This is a genomic window from Azospirillum sp. B2RO_4 (genome assembly GCF_051124815.1).
In the GTDB taxonomy this organism is placed as follows: domain Bacteria; phylum Pseudomonadota; class Alphaproteobacteria; order Azospirillales; family Azospirillaceae; genus Azospirillum.
Window position 1 is genome coordinate 2,214,631 of the sequence record NZ_CP118485.1, and the last position, 14,358, is coordinate 2,228,988.

Consider the following 14,358-nt stretch of genomic DNA (forward strand, 5'->3'; position numbering starts at 1 on the left):
ACCCGCGCACCGCCCGGACGTCATGAAATCCCTGTCATCCTCAAGGCTTTTCGCCCGCTGTGGCGGGCCAGCCGCTCAGGCCGCGCGCTCCATCGGCACCAGCCCGGCGACGCTGCGGCCGAACTGCGCCGCGAACCGGTCGCGCTCGGCCCCGGCCAGGGTGAAGGTGACATGCAGGCGCCCGGCGCCACCGCGTTCCAACGCGCGCACGACGGCAGGCACCGGCTCCAGCCCCGGCAGCGCAACGCGTAGCGCGGTGCCTTCCGCCAGTCCGTTCCACGCCTCCTGCGGCAATCCACTCAGTTGGGCACCGCCTTCCGAGGCGTTGTCGACCGTCACCGGCACATCGCGCCCGGCCACCGTCAGCCGGCCCGGACGGTTCAGCGGATAGCGCGGGGCGGCCCGGCGGTTCACCTCCGGCGTCGCCGTGCGGATCGCCTCGATCAGGACGCGGCGGAGCTGGTCGATGCTGGTGGCGACGCGGGTGGACAGCGCATTGACCTCGCTGGCGCGCTCGCCGGTGGCGGTCGCCTCCTGCGAAACGGCGGCGATGCGGGTCGCCACCTCCTGCGCGGCGTTGGAGGTCTGGACGACGTTGCGGGCGATCTCGCCGGTCGCCGCCTCCTGCTCCTCGATGGCGGCGGCGACGGTGGCCGACACCGTTTCGACCCCGCGCACCCGCTCGGCGATGGCGCGCACGGCATTCACCGCCTCGGCGGTGGTCGCCTGGATGGCGGCGATCTGGCTTTCGATCTCGTCGGTCGCCCGCGCGGTCTGGCCGGCCAGCTGCTTCACCTCGCTCGCCACCACGGCGAAGCCCTTGCCCGCCTCGCCGGCCCGCGCCGCCTCGATGGTGGCGTTCAGTGCCAGCAGATTGGTCTGGCCGGCGACGTCGTTGATGAGGTTGGTCACCTCGCCGATGCGGGTCACCGCCTCCGCCAGCCGCTGGATGGTCTCCTCCGCCCGGACCGACGCGCCGACGGCGTCGCCGGTCATCGTGGTGGCGGTGCCGATCTGGGCCGCGATCTCGCGGATGGAGGCGCTGAGCTGCTCCGACGCGGCGGCCACGGTCTGGGCGTTCGACAGCGCCTGGGTCGCGGCGGCGGCGACATTCTGGCTGTTGTCGCTGACCGCCCGGGCCGATTCGGCCATGCGGGTGGCGTTGCCGGCCATCTGGCTGGTCTGGTTGGCGACCACGTCGACGGCGTTCGACGCCTCGGTCTCCACCGTTTCGGCCATGCGCAGCAGGGCCGCCTGCTTTTCGCGCTCCGACCGTTCGCGCTCCTCGTCGCGCAGGCGGCGCAGGCGCTCGGCCTCCTCGGCATTCTCCTTGAAGACGTTGAGCGCCTGGGCCATCGCCCCCACCTCGTCGCCGCGGTCGGCGCCGGGAATGGCGACGGCGAGGTTGCCCTGGGCCAGGGTCCGCATCGCCACCGTCAGTTCGCCCACCGGCCGCACCACCCGCCGCCGGATGCCCAGCACGCCGAGCACCACGACCGCCAGCACCAGGGCCGACACGCCCCACACCGCGGTCATGAACAGGCTCTCGCGGCCGGCGGCATAGACCTCCGTCTCGCTGTTGTAGCGGGTGGTGTCCTCGACGATGCGGTCGACGATGGCGCGGTGAGCGGCATAGGCGTCAGCGATGGCCACGTAGGAGGCGCGCGCCGCCGCTTCGTCCTTGCGGGCCAGCGCCGGCAGGAACTTGGTCTCGATCTCGCTCCAGAAACGCATCACCGGCGCGTGGGAGGTCCGGGTCAGCTGGTCGAGCAGCGACGGCTCGAAGCTCTCCTTCAGCCAATACTCATGCCGCTCGTCGTAATCCTTGCGCAGTTGCGCCAGCCGCGCGCGGCGCTGGTCGACCGATGCCGGGTCGTTCATCGCCAGCGTCGCCTCCAGATAGGCTTCGATCACATATTCCGGCGGCGGCAGGATGTCGGCGATCAGGTCCTTGCCCAGCACGATGCGCTGGTAGATCGGCCCGCCCACCTTCAACTCGCGGATCGCCAGCGCGCTGGTGACGACAACCGCCAGGAAACCGAGCGTGACCACCACCCCGAACAGATTGGTAAGCGCGGCAATCCGGAGGTTCTTCAGCATGTTGCAACCCCTGCGCAGAGACGACGGCACAGGGTTGCTTCTCAAAATAACGCTAATGTGACAAGTAAAAAACTTGCTCGATTATCGGGCGAAACAGAAATGATGTTTCGCTGTGCGCTCTGCACGCGGATTGTGCAGAGTCTGCGCAAGGACAGACCAAGGTGCCGGATACGGGCTCAGGTCAGAACCAAGGTGCCGATCCAGCCGACGAGCGTGAGGATCACCAGCATCACCAGCAGCGCCACGATCACGGAGTTGGTGCGGCGAATCGAACGGCAGCGCGGGCACCCGTCCTCGGCGGCAGGATAGCGGTGGGCGCAGCGGTCGCAGCGGACGGTCTGGTCGGTTGCGGTCTGGTCCGACATCGGCGGGTTCCATGGGGTCGAAGGGCGGTAACGCGGCATGGATAGCACGTCCGCCGGGCGCCGTCTCCAGAGCGACGAAATGCCGCATCACCCGGCCGGACGCGCGTCAATCGGCCGCCGTGGTCTCCACCGGTGGCACGGCGCGCAGTTCGGCCGACTGCAGGCGGCGCGGGCTGTGGTCCAACGGTTCCAGCAGCGGCATCTCCGCCCCCTCCGGCGCGGCGTGCAGGTCGCGGAAGCGGCGCGCGCTGACCAGCACCCGCGATTCCAGCGTGCCGACCGCGCTGTTGTAGCAGCCGACGGCCTTGTCCAACTGCCCGCCCAGCTTTTCCATATGGCCGCCCAGGTCGGACAGCCGCTTGTACAGCTCGGCCCCCAGCGCGCTGATTTCGCGGGCATTGTCGGCCAGCCGCTCCTGCCGCCAGCCATAGGCGACAGCGCGCAGCAGCGCGATCAGGGTGGTCGGGGTCGCCAGGATGACGCGATGGTCGATGCCGGCCTCGATCAGCGCCGGGTCCTGCTCCAGCGCCGCGGAGAAGAAATTCTCGCCGGGCAGGAACAGCACGACGAATTCCGGGCTGTCGTCGAACTGGTCCCAATAGCCCTTGGTGCCGAGCTGCTTCATATGCTCGCGAACATGGCGGGCATGGCGGACCATGCCGTCTCGCCTCGCCGGCTCCTCTACCGCCTGGATGCCGTCCAGATAGCCTTCCAGCGGCGTCTTGGCGTCGACCACGATGGTCTTGCCGCCGGGCAGCGTTACGATCAGGTCGGGGCGCAGCCGGCCGCTGTCGACTGAAACCTGCTCGACGAAGTCGCAATGGTCGAGCATCCCCGCCATCTCGCAGACCCGGCGCAGCTGGATTTCGCCCCAGCGCCCGCGCGCCGCCGGCGTGCGCAGCGCGCGGACGAGGTTGCCGGTCTCCGCCCGCAATTGGGTCTGGGTTTCCACCAGCGACAGCACCTGCTGCTTCAGCCCCTCATAGGCGCCGGCCCGCGTGCTTTCCAGTTCGCGGATCTGGCGGTCCATCGCTTCCAGCGACTGGCGCACCGGATCGACGATAGCGGCGATGGCGGTCTGGCGCTTGTCGAGGTCGCCCTTCGCCTGCTCCTGGAAGCCGGTCAGGGTCTCCCGCGCCAGATCGAGGAAGCTGCGGTTGTTCTGGTGCAGCGCCTCCGCCGACAGGGCCTTGAAGCTGTCGGCCAGTGCCGCCTGGGCGCGCTCCAGCAGCGCCATCTTCTCGGCCGCGGCGGTGCGCTCCGCCTCCAGCCGGGTGGACAGCTGGGCATGGCGCTCGCGGGCATCGGCGACCTCGCCATGCAGGCGGGCGATCTGGTGGTCGCGCGCCTCGATCTCCTCGCGCAGATCGTCCTCGGTCCGTTCGGCAAGGTCGAGACGGGTGGCGAACTCCGCATGCAGGGCGGCGGCGGCGGCTTCCGCCCGGCCGGCGGCGGCGCGCATCACCGCCCAGGCGACGGCGGCGCCCAGCAGCAGGCCGGCCACCAGCCCGACCGCCAGCGACTGCCCGTCGATCACCATCCCGTTGACCAGGAACTGCGTCACCCCGAATTCCTTCACCACTGGCTCACCGTCCGAGACGGGCACAGCCTATCGGAACAAATCGCGAATTGGAACGGGGCACGAACGGACAGAGGGCCGCACCGGCCGAGCCGCCGCTTTCCCCGCTTGCCCAACCAAGGATACGGCGCCATATCGGAAGCCATGCCGAACGACACGCCCCCCGACACCAATTCCCCCGATTGCGGCCCGAACTGCGGCGGCCCGCGCGTCCGCGGCATTCCACCCGGCGAGGACCGCGAGCGGCTGATGTGTCCGGACTGCGGCTATATCGCCTATCAGAATCCGCTGATCGTGGTGGGCGCGGTGGCGACCTGGGAGGATGGCCGCATCCTGCTCTGCCGCCGCGCCATCGAGCCGCGCAAGGGCTTCTGGACCCTGCCCGCCGGCTATATGGAAGAGCGCGAGAGCACCCGCGACGGCGCCGCCCGCGAAGCCTGGGAAGAGGCGCGGGCGCGCATCGACATCGACCATCTGCTGGCGATCTACGACATCCCGCGCATCAGCCAGGTCCAGATGATCTTCCGCGCGCGCCTGCTGTCTCCAGACGTGGAGCCCGGCCCGGAAAGCCTGGAGGTCGGCCTGTTCGCCTGGAAGGACATCCCCTGGAGCGAGCTTGCCTTCCCCACCGTCGTCTGGGCCCTGCGCGAGCATCACGAGCGGCTCGGCCGGTCGGACTGCGCGCCGGCGGTCAACCCCACGCCGGACGCGCTCGCCCGGTGGGAGAGGATGCTTTAAGGCGTCCCCGCCCCGTCCGCCGGAAACTTCGCCACCACATCCTGCTCCGCCCCGTCGCGCCGGATGGTGAGCGGCAGCCAGGTGCCCGGCGCCTGACGGCGGATCACCGCGACCAGATCGGCCGGTGCACGCACCGGCATTCCGGCGGCAATCAGGATGCGGTCGCCGGTGCGCAGGCCCGCCGCCTCGGCGACGCTGCCGTTGCCGACCGCTCCCACCCTGATGCCCTCCGGCGTGGGATCGAGTTGCACGCCCAGCTTCGGCCGTTGCGGCTCGGCATCCTCCCGCTCCGGCCCCAGTCCGAAGACGGCATCGGCGATGCGGCCGTCAAGCTCGTCGCAGTCGCGGTCGGCGTCCCAGGGCAGCAGCACGGCGGCGTCGCCGATGCCGAGATCGGCCAGCTGGTGCGGCACGCCCTCCCTGCGGGCGACATGCCCTTCGCCGAGGATGCCGATCACGCTGCGGCCGGTGGCGCGACGGGTCTCGGCGATCTTCTCCGCCATCGCGCGGTCCCAGACGCCCTGCGCCTCGATGAAGCGCTGGGCCGCCTTGCTGGGGGCATCGTCGGGCGCGGCGGCGCGGGCTTCCGAGCGGTCGTGCGCCGCCAGCGTCTCGGTCAGGCGGTTGCGGTAGGCATCCGTCGGGGGGGCCGGCGTGCCGACGCCCTCGCGGTCGGCCTCCGGGATGGCGGCCCAGCCGTTGCGGGCGGTTCGACTGACCAGCGAGCGTTCGACATTCAGCGCCACCACCGGCAGCCGGTGCAGGCGGGCGAACTGCAGGATCGGCAGATAGAATTGCGGATCGAAGCCCCAGACCGTGCGCCAGTCCGTCTGCTTCAGGAACTCGTTCTCCGTCAATTCCCCCGCCACCCAGCGGTCGAGCACCGGCTGCAGCCGCCGCGGCAGCATCTCCATGCCGACGGCAAGATCGGGATTCAGGGCGTGCAGCCCGGCCAGGGTGTGGAGCTGCCAGCGGTGATGGTCCGGCTTGTCATGCTGCTCCCCCAGCAGGACCACGGGCGCCTCGGCAATCCGGCGCAGCAGCGGCACCGGCTCCACCGCCGTTCCGGTGCCGTCCGCCCAGACACCGGGCGGCACGCAGCCGATGCGCGCGGCGTCCTCCGCCCTGGCCTCCGCGGCCCAAGCGGTGGGAGCGCTCAGGAACAGCGCCGCAACGGTCAGCAGCGCGAAGCGGAGACGCGGAACGGCGGCGAGGGGACGGAAGGGCTGGCGCGGCAAGGGCTGGCTCCGTCGGTGCGGGGATTGCGCCAAGGTTGGCGCTGCCGGCCGCAACGTCAATGGACAAGGCCGGCGATTGCGTCGTTCCGCCGCGCCGGACGGCGGACCGGTGGCCGGCATACTGCCGGATGACAGGCGGGACGACGGCGGTTAGGATCGCCGCAGGCGGTGGACCACCGGCGGATCGCGAGCGCAGGCTCCCGCATCCGTAAACCCGAGGCCGCTCCCAGGGTGTCCGCTTTCCCCGCCGACCGCAAACATTCGTGAAGCGCAGCCCCCATGCCGCACCGCAAAGTCGTCATTCTCACCGGCGCCAGCCGGGGTATCGGACACGCCACCGTCACCCGGTTCAGCAACGAAGGCTGGCGCGTGATCTCCTGCTCGCGCGAGGAGGTGCCGGAGCATTGCCGGCGCGATCCCAACTGGACCCACCACATCCCGGCCGACCTGTCGGACCCGGCCAGCCGCGCCGCCTTCGTGGAGGAGGCGAACAAGGCGCTGGACGGCGCGCCGCTGCACGCCCTGATCAACAACGCCGGCATCTCGCCGAAGACCCCGATCAAGGAGCGGCTCGGCTGCCTGAACGGCTCGATCGAGGGCTGGCACCGGGTGTTCGAGCTGAACTTCTTCGCCGCCCTGGTGCTGGCGCGCGGCTTCGCCGCCCCGCTATCGCGGGCGAAGGGGGCGATCGTCAACGTCACCTCCATCGCCGGCCATTCGGTGCATCCCTTCGCCGGCTCGGCCTATTCGACCTCGAAGGCGGCGCTGTCCGGCCTGACCCGCGAAATGGCGGTGGAGTTCGCGGAGATCGGCGTCCGCGTCAACGCCGTCGCCCCCGGCGAGATCGAGACCTCGATGACCGGCCCGGAATACGACGTGCTGATCCCGCGCATCCCGCTGAAGCGCATGGGCAAGCCGGAGGATGTCGCTGCGGTGATCTTCTATCTCTGCGGCCCGGACTCGGCCTATGTGACGGGCACGGAGACCTTCATCACCGGCGGGCAGCATCTGTTTTAAGGCGATGGCTTTGGTGCGGCGTTAGCCCCCACCCTGACCCTCCCCCGCTCTCAGCGGACCTACGGTCCGCCTGCCGCGTCAGCACAAAGCGAAGCTTTGTGCGAGAACTGGGCGGGGGAGGGCATTGGACCTTTGTCGGCGTTCAGCGGCAGTCCCTCCCCCGCCCAGCGGGGGAGGTTAGGTGGGGGTCTAACTCTGCCCCCTACTTCCCCGCCCGCCACGAGATCAGCCGCCGCACCGCCTCGGCGATGGTCTCCTCCGCCCCGGCGAAGCTGAAGCGCAGGAAGCGGCGGCCGCGGGCGGTGTCGAAATCGATGCCGGGGGTGCAGGCGATGCCCGTCTCCTCCAGGATCTGCTTCGCCAGCGCCTCGCTGTCGTCGGTCATGTCCGACACGTCGGCATAGATGTAGAAGGCGCCGTCTGCCGGAGCCATCTTGGTGAACCCCGCCTTCGGCAACTCCTCCAGCAGCAGCGCGCGGTTGCGGGCATAGCGGGCGACGTGGCCGTCCAGCTCCTCCGTGCAGTCGAAGGCCGCGACCGCCGAAACCTGACTGAGGGTCGGTGCGGAGATGAACAGGTTCTGCGCCAGACATTCGACCGAGCGCAGCAGGTCGTCCGGCACGATCATCCAGCCGAGACGCCAGCCGGTCATCGAGAAATACTTGGAGAAGCTGTTGACCACCAGCGCCTGATCGTTCACCTCGGCGGCGGTCACCGCGTCGGTGCCATAGGTCAGGCCATGGTAGATCTCGTCCGACACCATGCGCACGCCGTTGGCGCGGCACCAGTCGGAGAGCGCGGTCAGTTCCTCGCGGCTCAGCATCGTGCCGGTCGGGTTGGCCGGGCTGGCGACGATCAGGCCCTGCACCGGCTCGTCCAGGGCCTCCAGCAGCTCGATGGTCGGCTGGAAGCGATGCTCCGGCCCGGTCGGCAGCTCCACCGGGACGACGCCCGCCGCGGTCAGGGTGTGGCGGTAGGCGGGGTAGCTGGGTGACGCCATCGCCACCCGGTCGCCCGGATCAAAGGCGGCGAGGAAGCCCAACTGGAAGGCGCCCGACGACCCGGTGGTGACGACCACGCGGCGCTCCGGCACATCCACACCGTAACGATCCATGTACCACTTGGCGATGGCCGCACGCAGCGGCGGGATGCCGAGCGCGCCGGTGTAGCCCAGCGGGTCGGCGCCCACCACCGCGGTGGCCGCCGCCTGCACCACGCCCTTCGGCGCGCCGGTGGAGGGCTGCCCCACCTCCATATGCAGGACCTCCAGACCGGCGGCCTCGCGCTCGGCCGCGGCGCGCATCACTTCCATCACGAAGAAGGGCGGAATCGCGCCCCGCTTGGAAACCTTGGGCTGCTTGCTCATGATCGTTCGTCTCTAACTTTCTTTGACCGGGCTCTCTTTGGCCGGACTCTCTTTCGGCGTGCCGTTTCAGGACGCCGTCATTCCCGCTTGCGTTCGCTTTCGACCGTCAGCCCCAGGCTGCCGGCTTGCGGGTCGGTTGCCGTCTGGCAATAACGGACCCCGTCCTCGATCGAAACCCGGCAGCCGACGAAGCTGACCCGTCCGGGGATGGATTGCGGACGGGCCGCCTGGATCTGCGGGGCGGTGGACTTGTCCTCCAGACCGGCCGGAAGGGCGACCGACAGCAGCGCCGCCGGGCCGGCGGCCGGGCCGTCGTCGCCGTTGGCGGTGCCGACCCCGGCGAACAGCGTGCGGCCGATGATGGAATTGGCGATCAGCGCCGGCGCGCCGAAGCCGCCGCGATCGACCCCCTGGGCCACCAGCATCCCGGTGCCGGGAATGCCGCGGCCGGTGCCGAAGGGCGCACCCTGGGTGAAGGCGCAGGCGGCACCGTTCTCGTCGGGATCGATCACCATCACCCCGGCCCCGGCGGCGGTGGCCCCCCTGCCGGTGGCGCCCAGCAGCTGGGCGGCGCGGGTGGCGCGCTCGGCCGGCGGCAGCGATGCCACCGCCTTCCAGGCCTGGATCAGGGCGGCGCCGGCTTCCGGCTCGTTCAGGTCGGGCACATGCAGGTCGCTGATGTCGAAGGGCACGGTCAGCGTACCGGCGACGCGCGGCTGATAGGCGCGCAGCTGCGCCGGGTCGATGCCGGTGCCCTGGGCGACCGTGGCGGCGAGCGGCCCGCTGTAAAAGGCGCCGACGCCCTGACGGCGCAGGACCGACAGGGTCGCGGCCAGCTCCGGCTGCCCGACCACCGCACCGACCGCAGGCGTGCCAGCGCCCAGGAAGCGGCGCCGCGTCTCCGAATCGGGCGCCAGCCGCCCGCCGAAGGCGGTCAAATCCTGCACCAGCGCGCGGCTGAGGCCGGGGGAGAACTGGGCCAGCTGTTCGGCCGGGGAGACGACCTGCTCCCACCGCATCACGCCGGAGGAGGCCTGGACGGCGAACAGGCCGCGCGCCATGGCGGGCATGGCGACGCCGCCGGCACCGGCCGGGCGCGGCAGGAAATCGATGGTGCGCGCCTTTTTCGAGGCGGCGTCGAACAGGACGCAGACGCCGCCGCCGGTCAGACCGACCCGCGACGGCAGGCTGGCGGTCATCGCCAGCGCCATCGCCGCCACCGCATCGCCGGCCTTGCCGCCTTGGGCGATGATGTCGCGCCCCACGCCGGCGGCATAGGGTTCGTCGGCGACGACGAAGCTCTGCACCGTGGCGTCGGTCTTGAACTTGGTGTTGACGCAGCCCGGCAGCAGTGATGCAGCTATGGCAACCGCGCCCAACCGTTGCCAGATTTGCAAGCGAGTGTGTCGCGGTCCGGAGTTCCGCCGGTCGCGCGCGGGAATCCGCTTTTCCAAGCCGGAGGTCGTCACGGTGCGCAAGCCCAGCAGGCTGGTTTCGGTCGTCGCCATCATGTCCGTTTGTCTGATGTCGCTGGTGTGGGGAGCGCCACCGGCGAGCGCGCAGCGCCGCTCGGACATGCAAATCCTCAGCGACGCCGAGACGGACCATATCATCCGCAAGATGGCCCGGCCAATCTTCCAGGCGGCGGGCGTCGACCCGGATTCGGTGCAGATCCTGCTGGTCAACGACCCGTCGGTGAACGCCTTCGTCGCCGGCGGTCAGAACATCTTCATCCACACCGGGCTGCTGCTGGACGTCGACAACGCCGACCAGCTGCTGGGCGTGATCGCGCACGAGACCGGCCACATCGCCGGCGGCCATCTGGTGCGCGGGGCGGAGGCGATGGACAACGCCTTCCTCTCCTCGCTGCTCGGCATGGGGCTGGGCGTCATCGGCGGCCTGGCCTCGCGCAATGCCGGGGCGGGCGCCGCCGGCGTCATGCTGGGCCAGCATCTGGCGGAGCGGAACTACCTGTCCTTCTCCCGCACACAGGAGGCATCGGCCGATCAGGCCGGCCTGTCATTCCTGGAGCAGTCGGGCATTTCCGCCAAGGGAATGGAAACCTTTCTGGAGAAGCTGGGCGTCGGCGATCCGCTGATGAACGACCGCGACGCCGGCTATCGCCTGACCCACCCGCTGACCCGCGAGCGAATCGACGCGGTGAAGTCCTTCGTCTCCCGCTCCCGCTATGCCAACGCCCATCTGCCGGCGGCGACGGAGGCCGATCTGCGGCGCATCCAGGCCAAGCTGTACGGCTATCTCGATCCGCGCGGCGCCCTGCAGCGCTACAAGGCGAACGACCCGTCGCCCGCCGCCCGCTATGGCCGCGCCTATGCCTATTTCCGCCAGGGCGACATCAGGCAGGCGACGCCGCTGATCGACGGGCTGATCGCCGATGAGCCGAAAAACCCTTACCTCTATGAGATGAAGGGCGACCTGATGCTGCAGACCGGCCGGGCGCCCGATGCGGTGGCCCCGTATCGAAAGGCCGTCGATCTGGCTGGTTCCGAAGCCGGAACGATCCGCGTCTCCCTCGCCCACGCCCTGCTGGAGCAGCACGACCCCCGTCTGGCGGACGAGGCGCTGAAAAACCTGCAGGTCGCGTCCAAAGGCAAGGCGCAGTCCGCCTTCCTGTGGCGGCTGACCGCGCAGGCCTGGAGCATGAAGAAGAACGACGGCATGGTGGCCTACGCCACGGCGGAGGAAGCGCTGGCACGCGGCGACATGCCGATGGCCAAGGCGCAGGCGGAGCGGGCGGAAAAGCTGCTGCCCGCCGGCTCGCCCGGCTGGCTGCGCGCCCAGGACATCCGCGGCCAGACCGGCGGCGGACAATAACATCAGCATGCGGGTCATATGACGAAAGCGTCCTTCCGGTAACGCAACGGTCATCGAACGGTCCCGGCCACGTCATCGCCGCTTGCTATTCCGCGGACATCGAGCGCGCCCCGCCAGCCGGGCGCGCGGTTCCGTCCACGGAGTACACCGCATGCCGTCCGTCCGTCCCCAGCCCTGGCGTGTGCCCCTGCTCGCCACCGCGGCGCTGCTGTCAGCCGGCCTCGCCGCCATCCCGGCCTTGGCCCAGGAGCAGCAGGCCAAGCGTTATCCCGCCACGCTCGCCGGGCATGCGGTGCTGCCGGCCGACACGCTGGTGCAGCCGCCGGCCGATGCCGGGCCGCTGTTCGCCAGCGCCGGCAAATTCACCAATGCCGACCGCAAGCGGGTGGACGCCGTGGGCAGCGTCCGCGCCACCTCCTTCGCCTCCGCCCCCAAGGTTCCGCGCGAGACGGAGATCATGCTGCCGGTCGCCGGTCAGGCGGTGCAGGGCTTCTCCGCCATCGTGCCGCAGGGCAACGGCGAGTTCCTGGCCCTGACCGACAACGGCTTCGGCAGCAAGGTGAACTCCGTCGACGCCCTGCTGATGGTCCATCGCGTCAAGCCGGACTGGCAGAGCGGCGCCATGCAGCGGCTGGAGACCATCTTCCTGCGCGATCCCGACCGCAAGGTCCCCTTCGCCATCGTCAACGAGAACAGCAGCAGCCGCTATCTGACCGGCGCCGATTTCGACCCCGAATCGCTGGTGGTCCAGAACGACCGCCTCTTCATCGGCGACGAGTTCGGCCCCTATATCCTGGAGCTGAGCCGCGACGGCGTGGTCATCGCCGTGCATGAGACCGTGGTCGACGGCAAGCCGGCCCGCTCGCCCGACCATTACCGCAACAACGGCCTGCCCTCGGTCCCCGGCGCCGTCAGTTTCGAGGTCCGCCGCTCCCGCGGGTTCGAGCCGATGGGCGTGGCGCCGGACGGCAAGACACTGTACCCGTCGCTGGAAGGCCCGCTGTGGAACGCCGCCGCCAACGGCTTCGAGAACAAGGACGGCCACGCGTACACCCGTATCCTGGAGTTCGACGTCGCCGGCCGCACGTACACCGGCAAGTCATGGAAGTACAGACTGGAGGACAACGCCAACGTCGTCGCCGACATGGCGATGATCGACGCCGGCACCGCCCTGGTGATCGAGCGCGACGACAGCACCGAAGGGGCCAGGACCCAGGCCTGCCAGGGCGAGCCGAAGCCGGATTGCTTCAACGCGCCGGCCGCCTTCAAGCGCATCTACAAGATCGACATCGCCGGGGCCGATGCCGACGGCTTCGTCCGCAAGGTCGGCTACATCGACCTGACCGACATTGCCGACCCCGACCACAAGGCCCGCGCCGGTCAGGCGCCGGAGGGTCGCTTCGTCATGCCCCATCTCGGGCCTGAGGGGGTGAACGTCGTCGACGCCGACCACATCGTCGTCGTCAACGACAACAACCTGCCCTATTCCACCGGCCGGACCATCGGCAAGGCCGACGGCGACGAGATGGCGCTGCTGGCGGTGGGCGAGCTGCTGCGCGCCAAATGATCGACAATCCCAAATGATCGCCGATCGCTGATCGCGTAAAGGTGATGTCCGGGCAGGCGCTTTGCACTTGTCCGGACCGGATTGTCGGTCCAGTGTGGGCGGCCTTCGGCCCAACTCCCTTCGTGCTTCGGAGACCGCCCTCATGCGCCCCGCCCTGCCGTTCCTGCGTTCCGCCCTGTTGGCCCTGCCCGTCGCGGCGCTGGCGCTGTCCGCCGCCGCCCCGGCCCGTGCGCAATCGGCGAGCTTCGACAGCAGCCAGAAGACCGCCATCGAGAAGATCGTCCGCGACTATCTGATGGAGCATCCGGAGGTGATCCTGCAGGCCGTCGACGCCATGCAGGAGCGCCAGAAGACGGCGGAGGCCGAACAGGCCCGCAAGGCGCTGATCGAGAACAAGCAGGAGCTGACCCGCAACCCCGCCGATCCGGTCGCCGGCAACCCGCAGGGCGACGTGACGGTGGTGGAGTTCTTCGACTACCAGTGCGGCTACTGCAAGGCGGTGCAGGCCGACACCCAGTCGCTGATCAAGGGCGATCCCAAGCTGCGCTTCGTCCTGAAGGAATTCCCGATCCTGGGGCCGGCCTCGGTGGTCGCCTCCAAGGCGGCGCTCGCGTCGCGCGCACAGGGCAAGTACATGGAATTCCACAACGCCCTGATGGCCCAGCGCGGCCAGCTGGACGAGGCCGTCATCATGCGCCTCGCCAAGTCGGTCGGGCTCGACACCGACCGGCTGAAGAAGGACATGGAGTCGCCGGACGTGCTGAAGGTGATCGCCGCCAACCAGGCGCTGGCCGAGAAGCTGAACATCCGCGGCACCCCCGCCTTCATCTTCGGCGACGAACTGGTGCCCGGCGCCATCCGCCTGGACGACATGAAGCGGCTGACCGAAGCCGCCCGCGCCAAGGGCTGAGGCGGACCGTTCGATGACCGGAATGACCGAGCAGGCGAAGCCGTCCGTCGTCGTCTTCGATGTCGGGCAGGTGCTGATCGAATGGGATCCGCGGCATCTCTACCGCGAACTGTTCGACGGCTACGAAGACCTGATGGAGGATTTCCTCGACGGGGTCTGCACCCCGGCCTGGAATCTGGAGCAGGACCGCGGCCGTCCCTGGGCGGACGCGGTCGCCCAGTTGACCGAGGAGCATCCGGACTGCGCCGAACTGATCCGCGCCTATGACGACATGTGGGAACGCATGGTGCCCGGCCCGATCCCCGGCACTCCGGACATCCTGGCGGAGTTGAAGGCCCGCGGCGTTCCCGTCTACGCCATCACCAACTTCTCGGTCGACAAGTTCGAGCTGACGCGCAAGCGCTTCGACTTCCTGAACGGCTTCGACGGGATCATCGTTTCGGGTCAGGAACGACTGGTGAAACCGGACCCGGCGATCTATCGGCTGCTGGCGGATCGTTACGGTCTCGAACCGAAAGACTGCTATTTCATCGACGACAATCCCGACAATGTCGAGACGGCGCGGTCGGTGGGAATGTCGGCGCACCTGTTCCTGGGCGCCGAGGCGCTGAGGCGCGATCTGGAGGAGTTGGGGCTGCTTTGA

General features: G+C 69.6%; 12 protein-coding genes. 6 read left to right on the forward strand and 6 right to left on the reverse strand.

All coding sequences use genetic code 11. The features are described 5' to 3' along the window. Positions 1–75: 75 nt before the first annotated feature. The 3 genes from PWS46_RS10585 to rmuC all read right to left on the reverse strand — a co-directional run bounded on the left by PWS46_RS10585 (position 76) and on the right by rmuC (position 4,029). Positions 76–2,100, reverse strand: coding sequence for a methyl-accepting chemotaxis protein (locus PWS46_RS10585; protein ID WP_434614710.1), 2,025 nt, complete (start codon positions 2,098–2,100; stop codon positions 76–78). A gap of 176 nt (positions 2,101–2,276) precedes the next feature. After that, a complete protein-coding gene (locus PWS46_RS10590; protein WP_434614713.1) occupies positions 2,277–2,465 on the reverse strand; it encodes a hypothetical protein in 189 nt (62 codons plus the stop codon). 106 nt (positions 2,466–2,571) lie between these two features. Then, positions 2,572–4,029 (reverse strand): DNA recombination protein RmuC, encoded by a 1,458-nt coding sequence (gene rmuC / locus PWS46_RS10595; protein WP_434614716.1) that lies wholly within the window; start codon positions 4,027–4,029, stop codon positions 2,572–2,574. Between the two features lie 159 nt (positions 4,030–4,188). Between rmuC and PWS46_RS10600 the strand changes: the two genes are divergently transcribed. Continuing rightward, the gene (locus tag PWS46_RS10600; RefSeq protein WP_434614719.1) at positions 4,189–4,782 is read left to right on the forward strand and encodes an NUDIX hydrolase; all 594 of its coding nucleotides are present in this window, start codon (positions 4,189–4,191) and stop codon (positions 4,780–4,782) included. On the opposite strand, the gene PWS46_RS10605 is transcribed toward PWS46_RS10600, so the two are convergent. After that, positions 4,779–6,020 carry a ChaN family lipoprotein gene (locus PWS46_RS10605; RefSeq protein WP_434614722.1) on the reverse strand — a complete coding sequence of 414 codons (1,242 nt, stop codon included), beginning with the start codon at positions 6,018–6,020 and terminating at the stop codon, positions 4,779–4,781. The genes PWS46_RS10600 and PWS46_RS10605 overlap by 4 nt on opposite strands. Positions 6,021–6,299: 279 nt before the next feature. On the opposite strand from PWS46_RS10605, the gene PWS46_RS10610 reads away from it, so the two are divergent. Then, complete coding sequence (locus PWS46_RS10610; RefSeq protein ID WP_434614725.1) at positions 6,300–7,037, forward strand: SDR family NAD(P)-dependent oxidoreductase; 738 nt, start codon at positions 6,300–6,302, stop codon at positions 7,035–7,037. Positions 7,038–7,239: 202 nt separating this feature from the next. Here PWS46_RS10610 and PWS46_RS10615 read toward each other — a convergent pair whose 3' ends face one another. Together PWS46_RS10615 and PWS46_RS10620 are read right to left on the reverse strand one after the other, a co-directional pair. After that, a complete protein-coding gene (locus PWS46_RS10615) occupies positions 7,240–8,403 on the reverse strand; it encodes a pyridoxal phosphate-dependent aminotransferase (protein ID WP_434614728.1) in 1,164 nt (387 codons plus the stop codon). Positions 8,404–8,480: 77 nt separating this feature from the next. After that, positions 8,481–9,800: a gamma-glutamyltransferase gene (locus tag PWS46_RS10620; RefSeq protein WP_434614732.1), complete on the reverse strand. Its 1,320-nt coding sequence runs from the start codon at positions 9,798–9,800 to the stop codon at positions 8,481–8,483. Between the two features lie 73 nt (positions 9,801–9,873). Here PWS46_RS10620 and PWS46_RS10625 point away from each other — a divergent pair, with 73 nt between their 5' ends. The 4 genes from PWS46_RS10625 to PWS46_RS10640 all read left to right on the forward strand — a co-directional run bounded on the left by PWS46_RS10625 (position 9,874) and on the right by PWS46_RS10640 (position 14,358). Further along, positions 9,874–11,238 carry a M48 family metalloprotease gene (locus PWS46_RS10625; protein ID WP_434614735.1) on the forward strand — a complete coding sequence of 455 codons (1,365 nt, stop codon included), beginning with the start codon at positions 9,874–9,876 and terminating at the stop codon, positions 11,236–11,238. A gap of 151 nt (positions 11,239–11,389) precedes the next feature. Next, complete coding sequence (locus PWS46_RS10630) at positions 11,390–12,805, forward strand: esterase-like activity of phytase family protein (RefSeq protein WP_434614738.1); 1,416 nt, start codon at positions 11,390–11,392, stop codon at positions 12,803–12,805. A 142-nt stretch (positions 12,806–12,947) separates the two neighbouring features. Continuing rightward, positions 12,948–13,715, forward strand: coding sequence for a DsbA family protein (locus tag PWS46_RS10635; RefSeq protein ID WP_434614741.1), 768 nt, complete (start codon positions 12,948–12,950; stop codon positions 13,713–13,715). Positions 13,716–13,728: 13 nt separating this feature from the next. Next, positions 13,729–14,358, forward strand: coding sequence for an HAD family hydrolase (locus PWS46_RS10640; protein WP_434614744.1), 630 nt, complete (start codon positions 13,729–13,731; stop codon positions 14,356–14,358).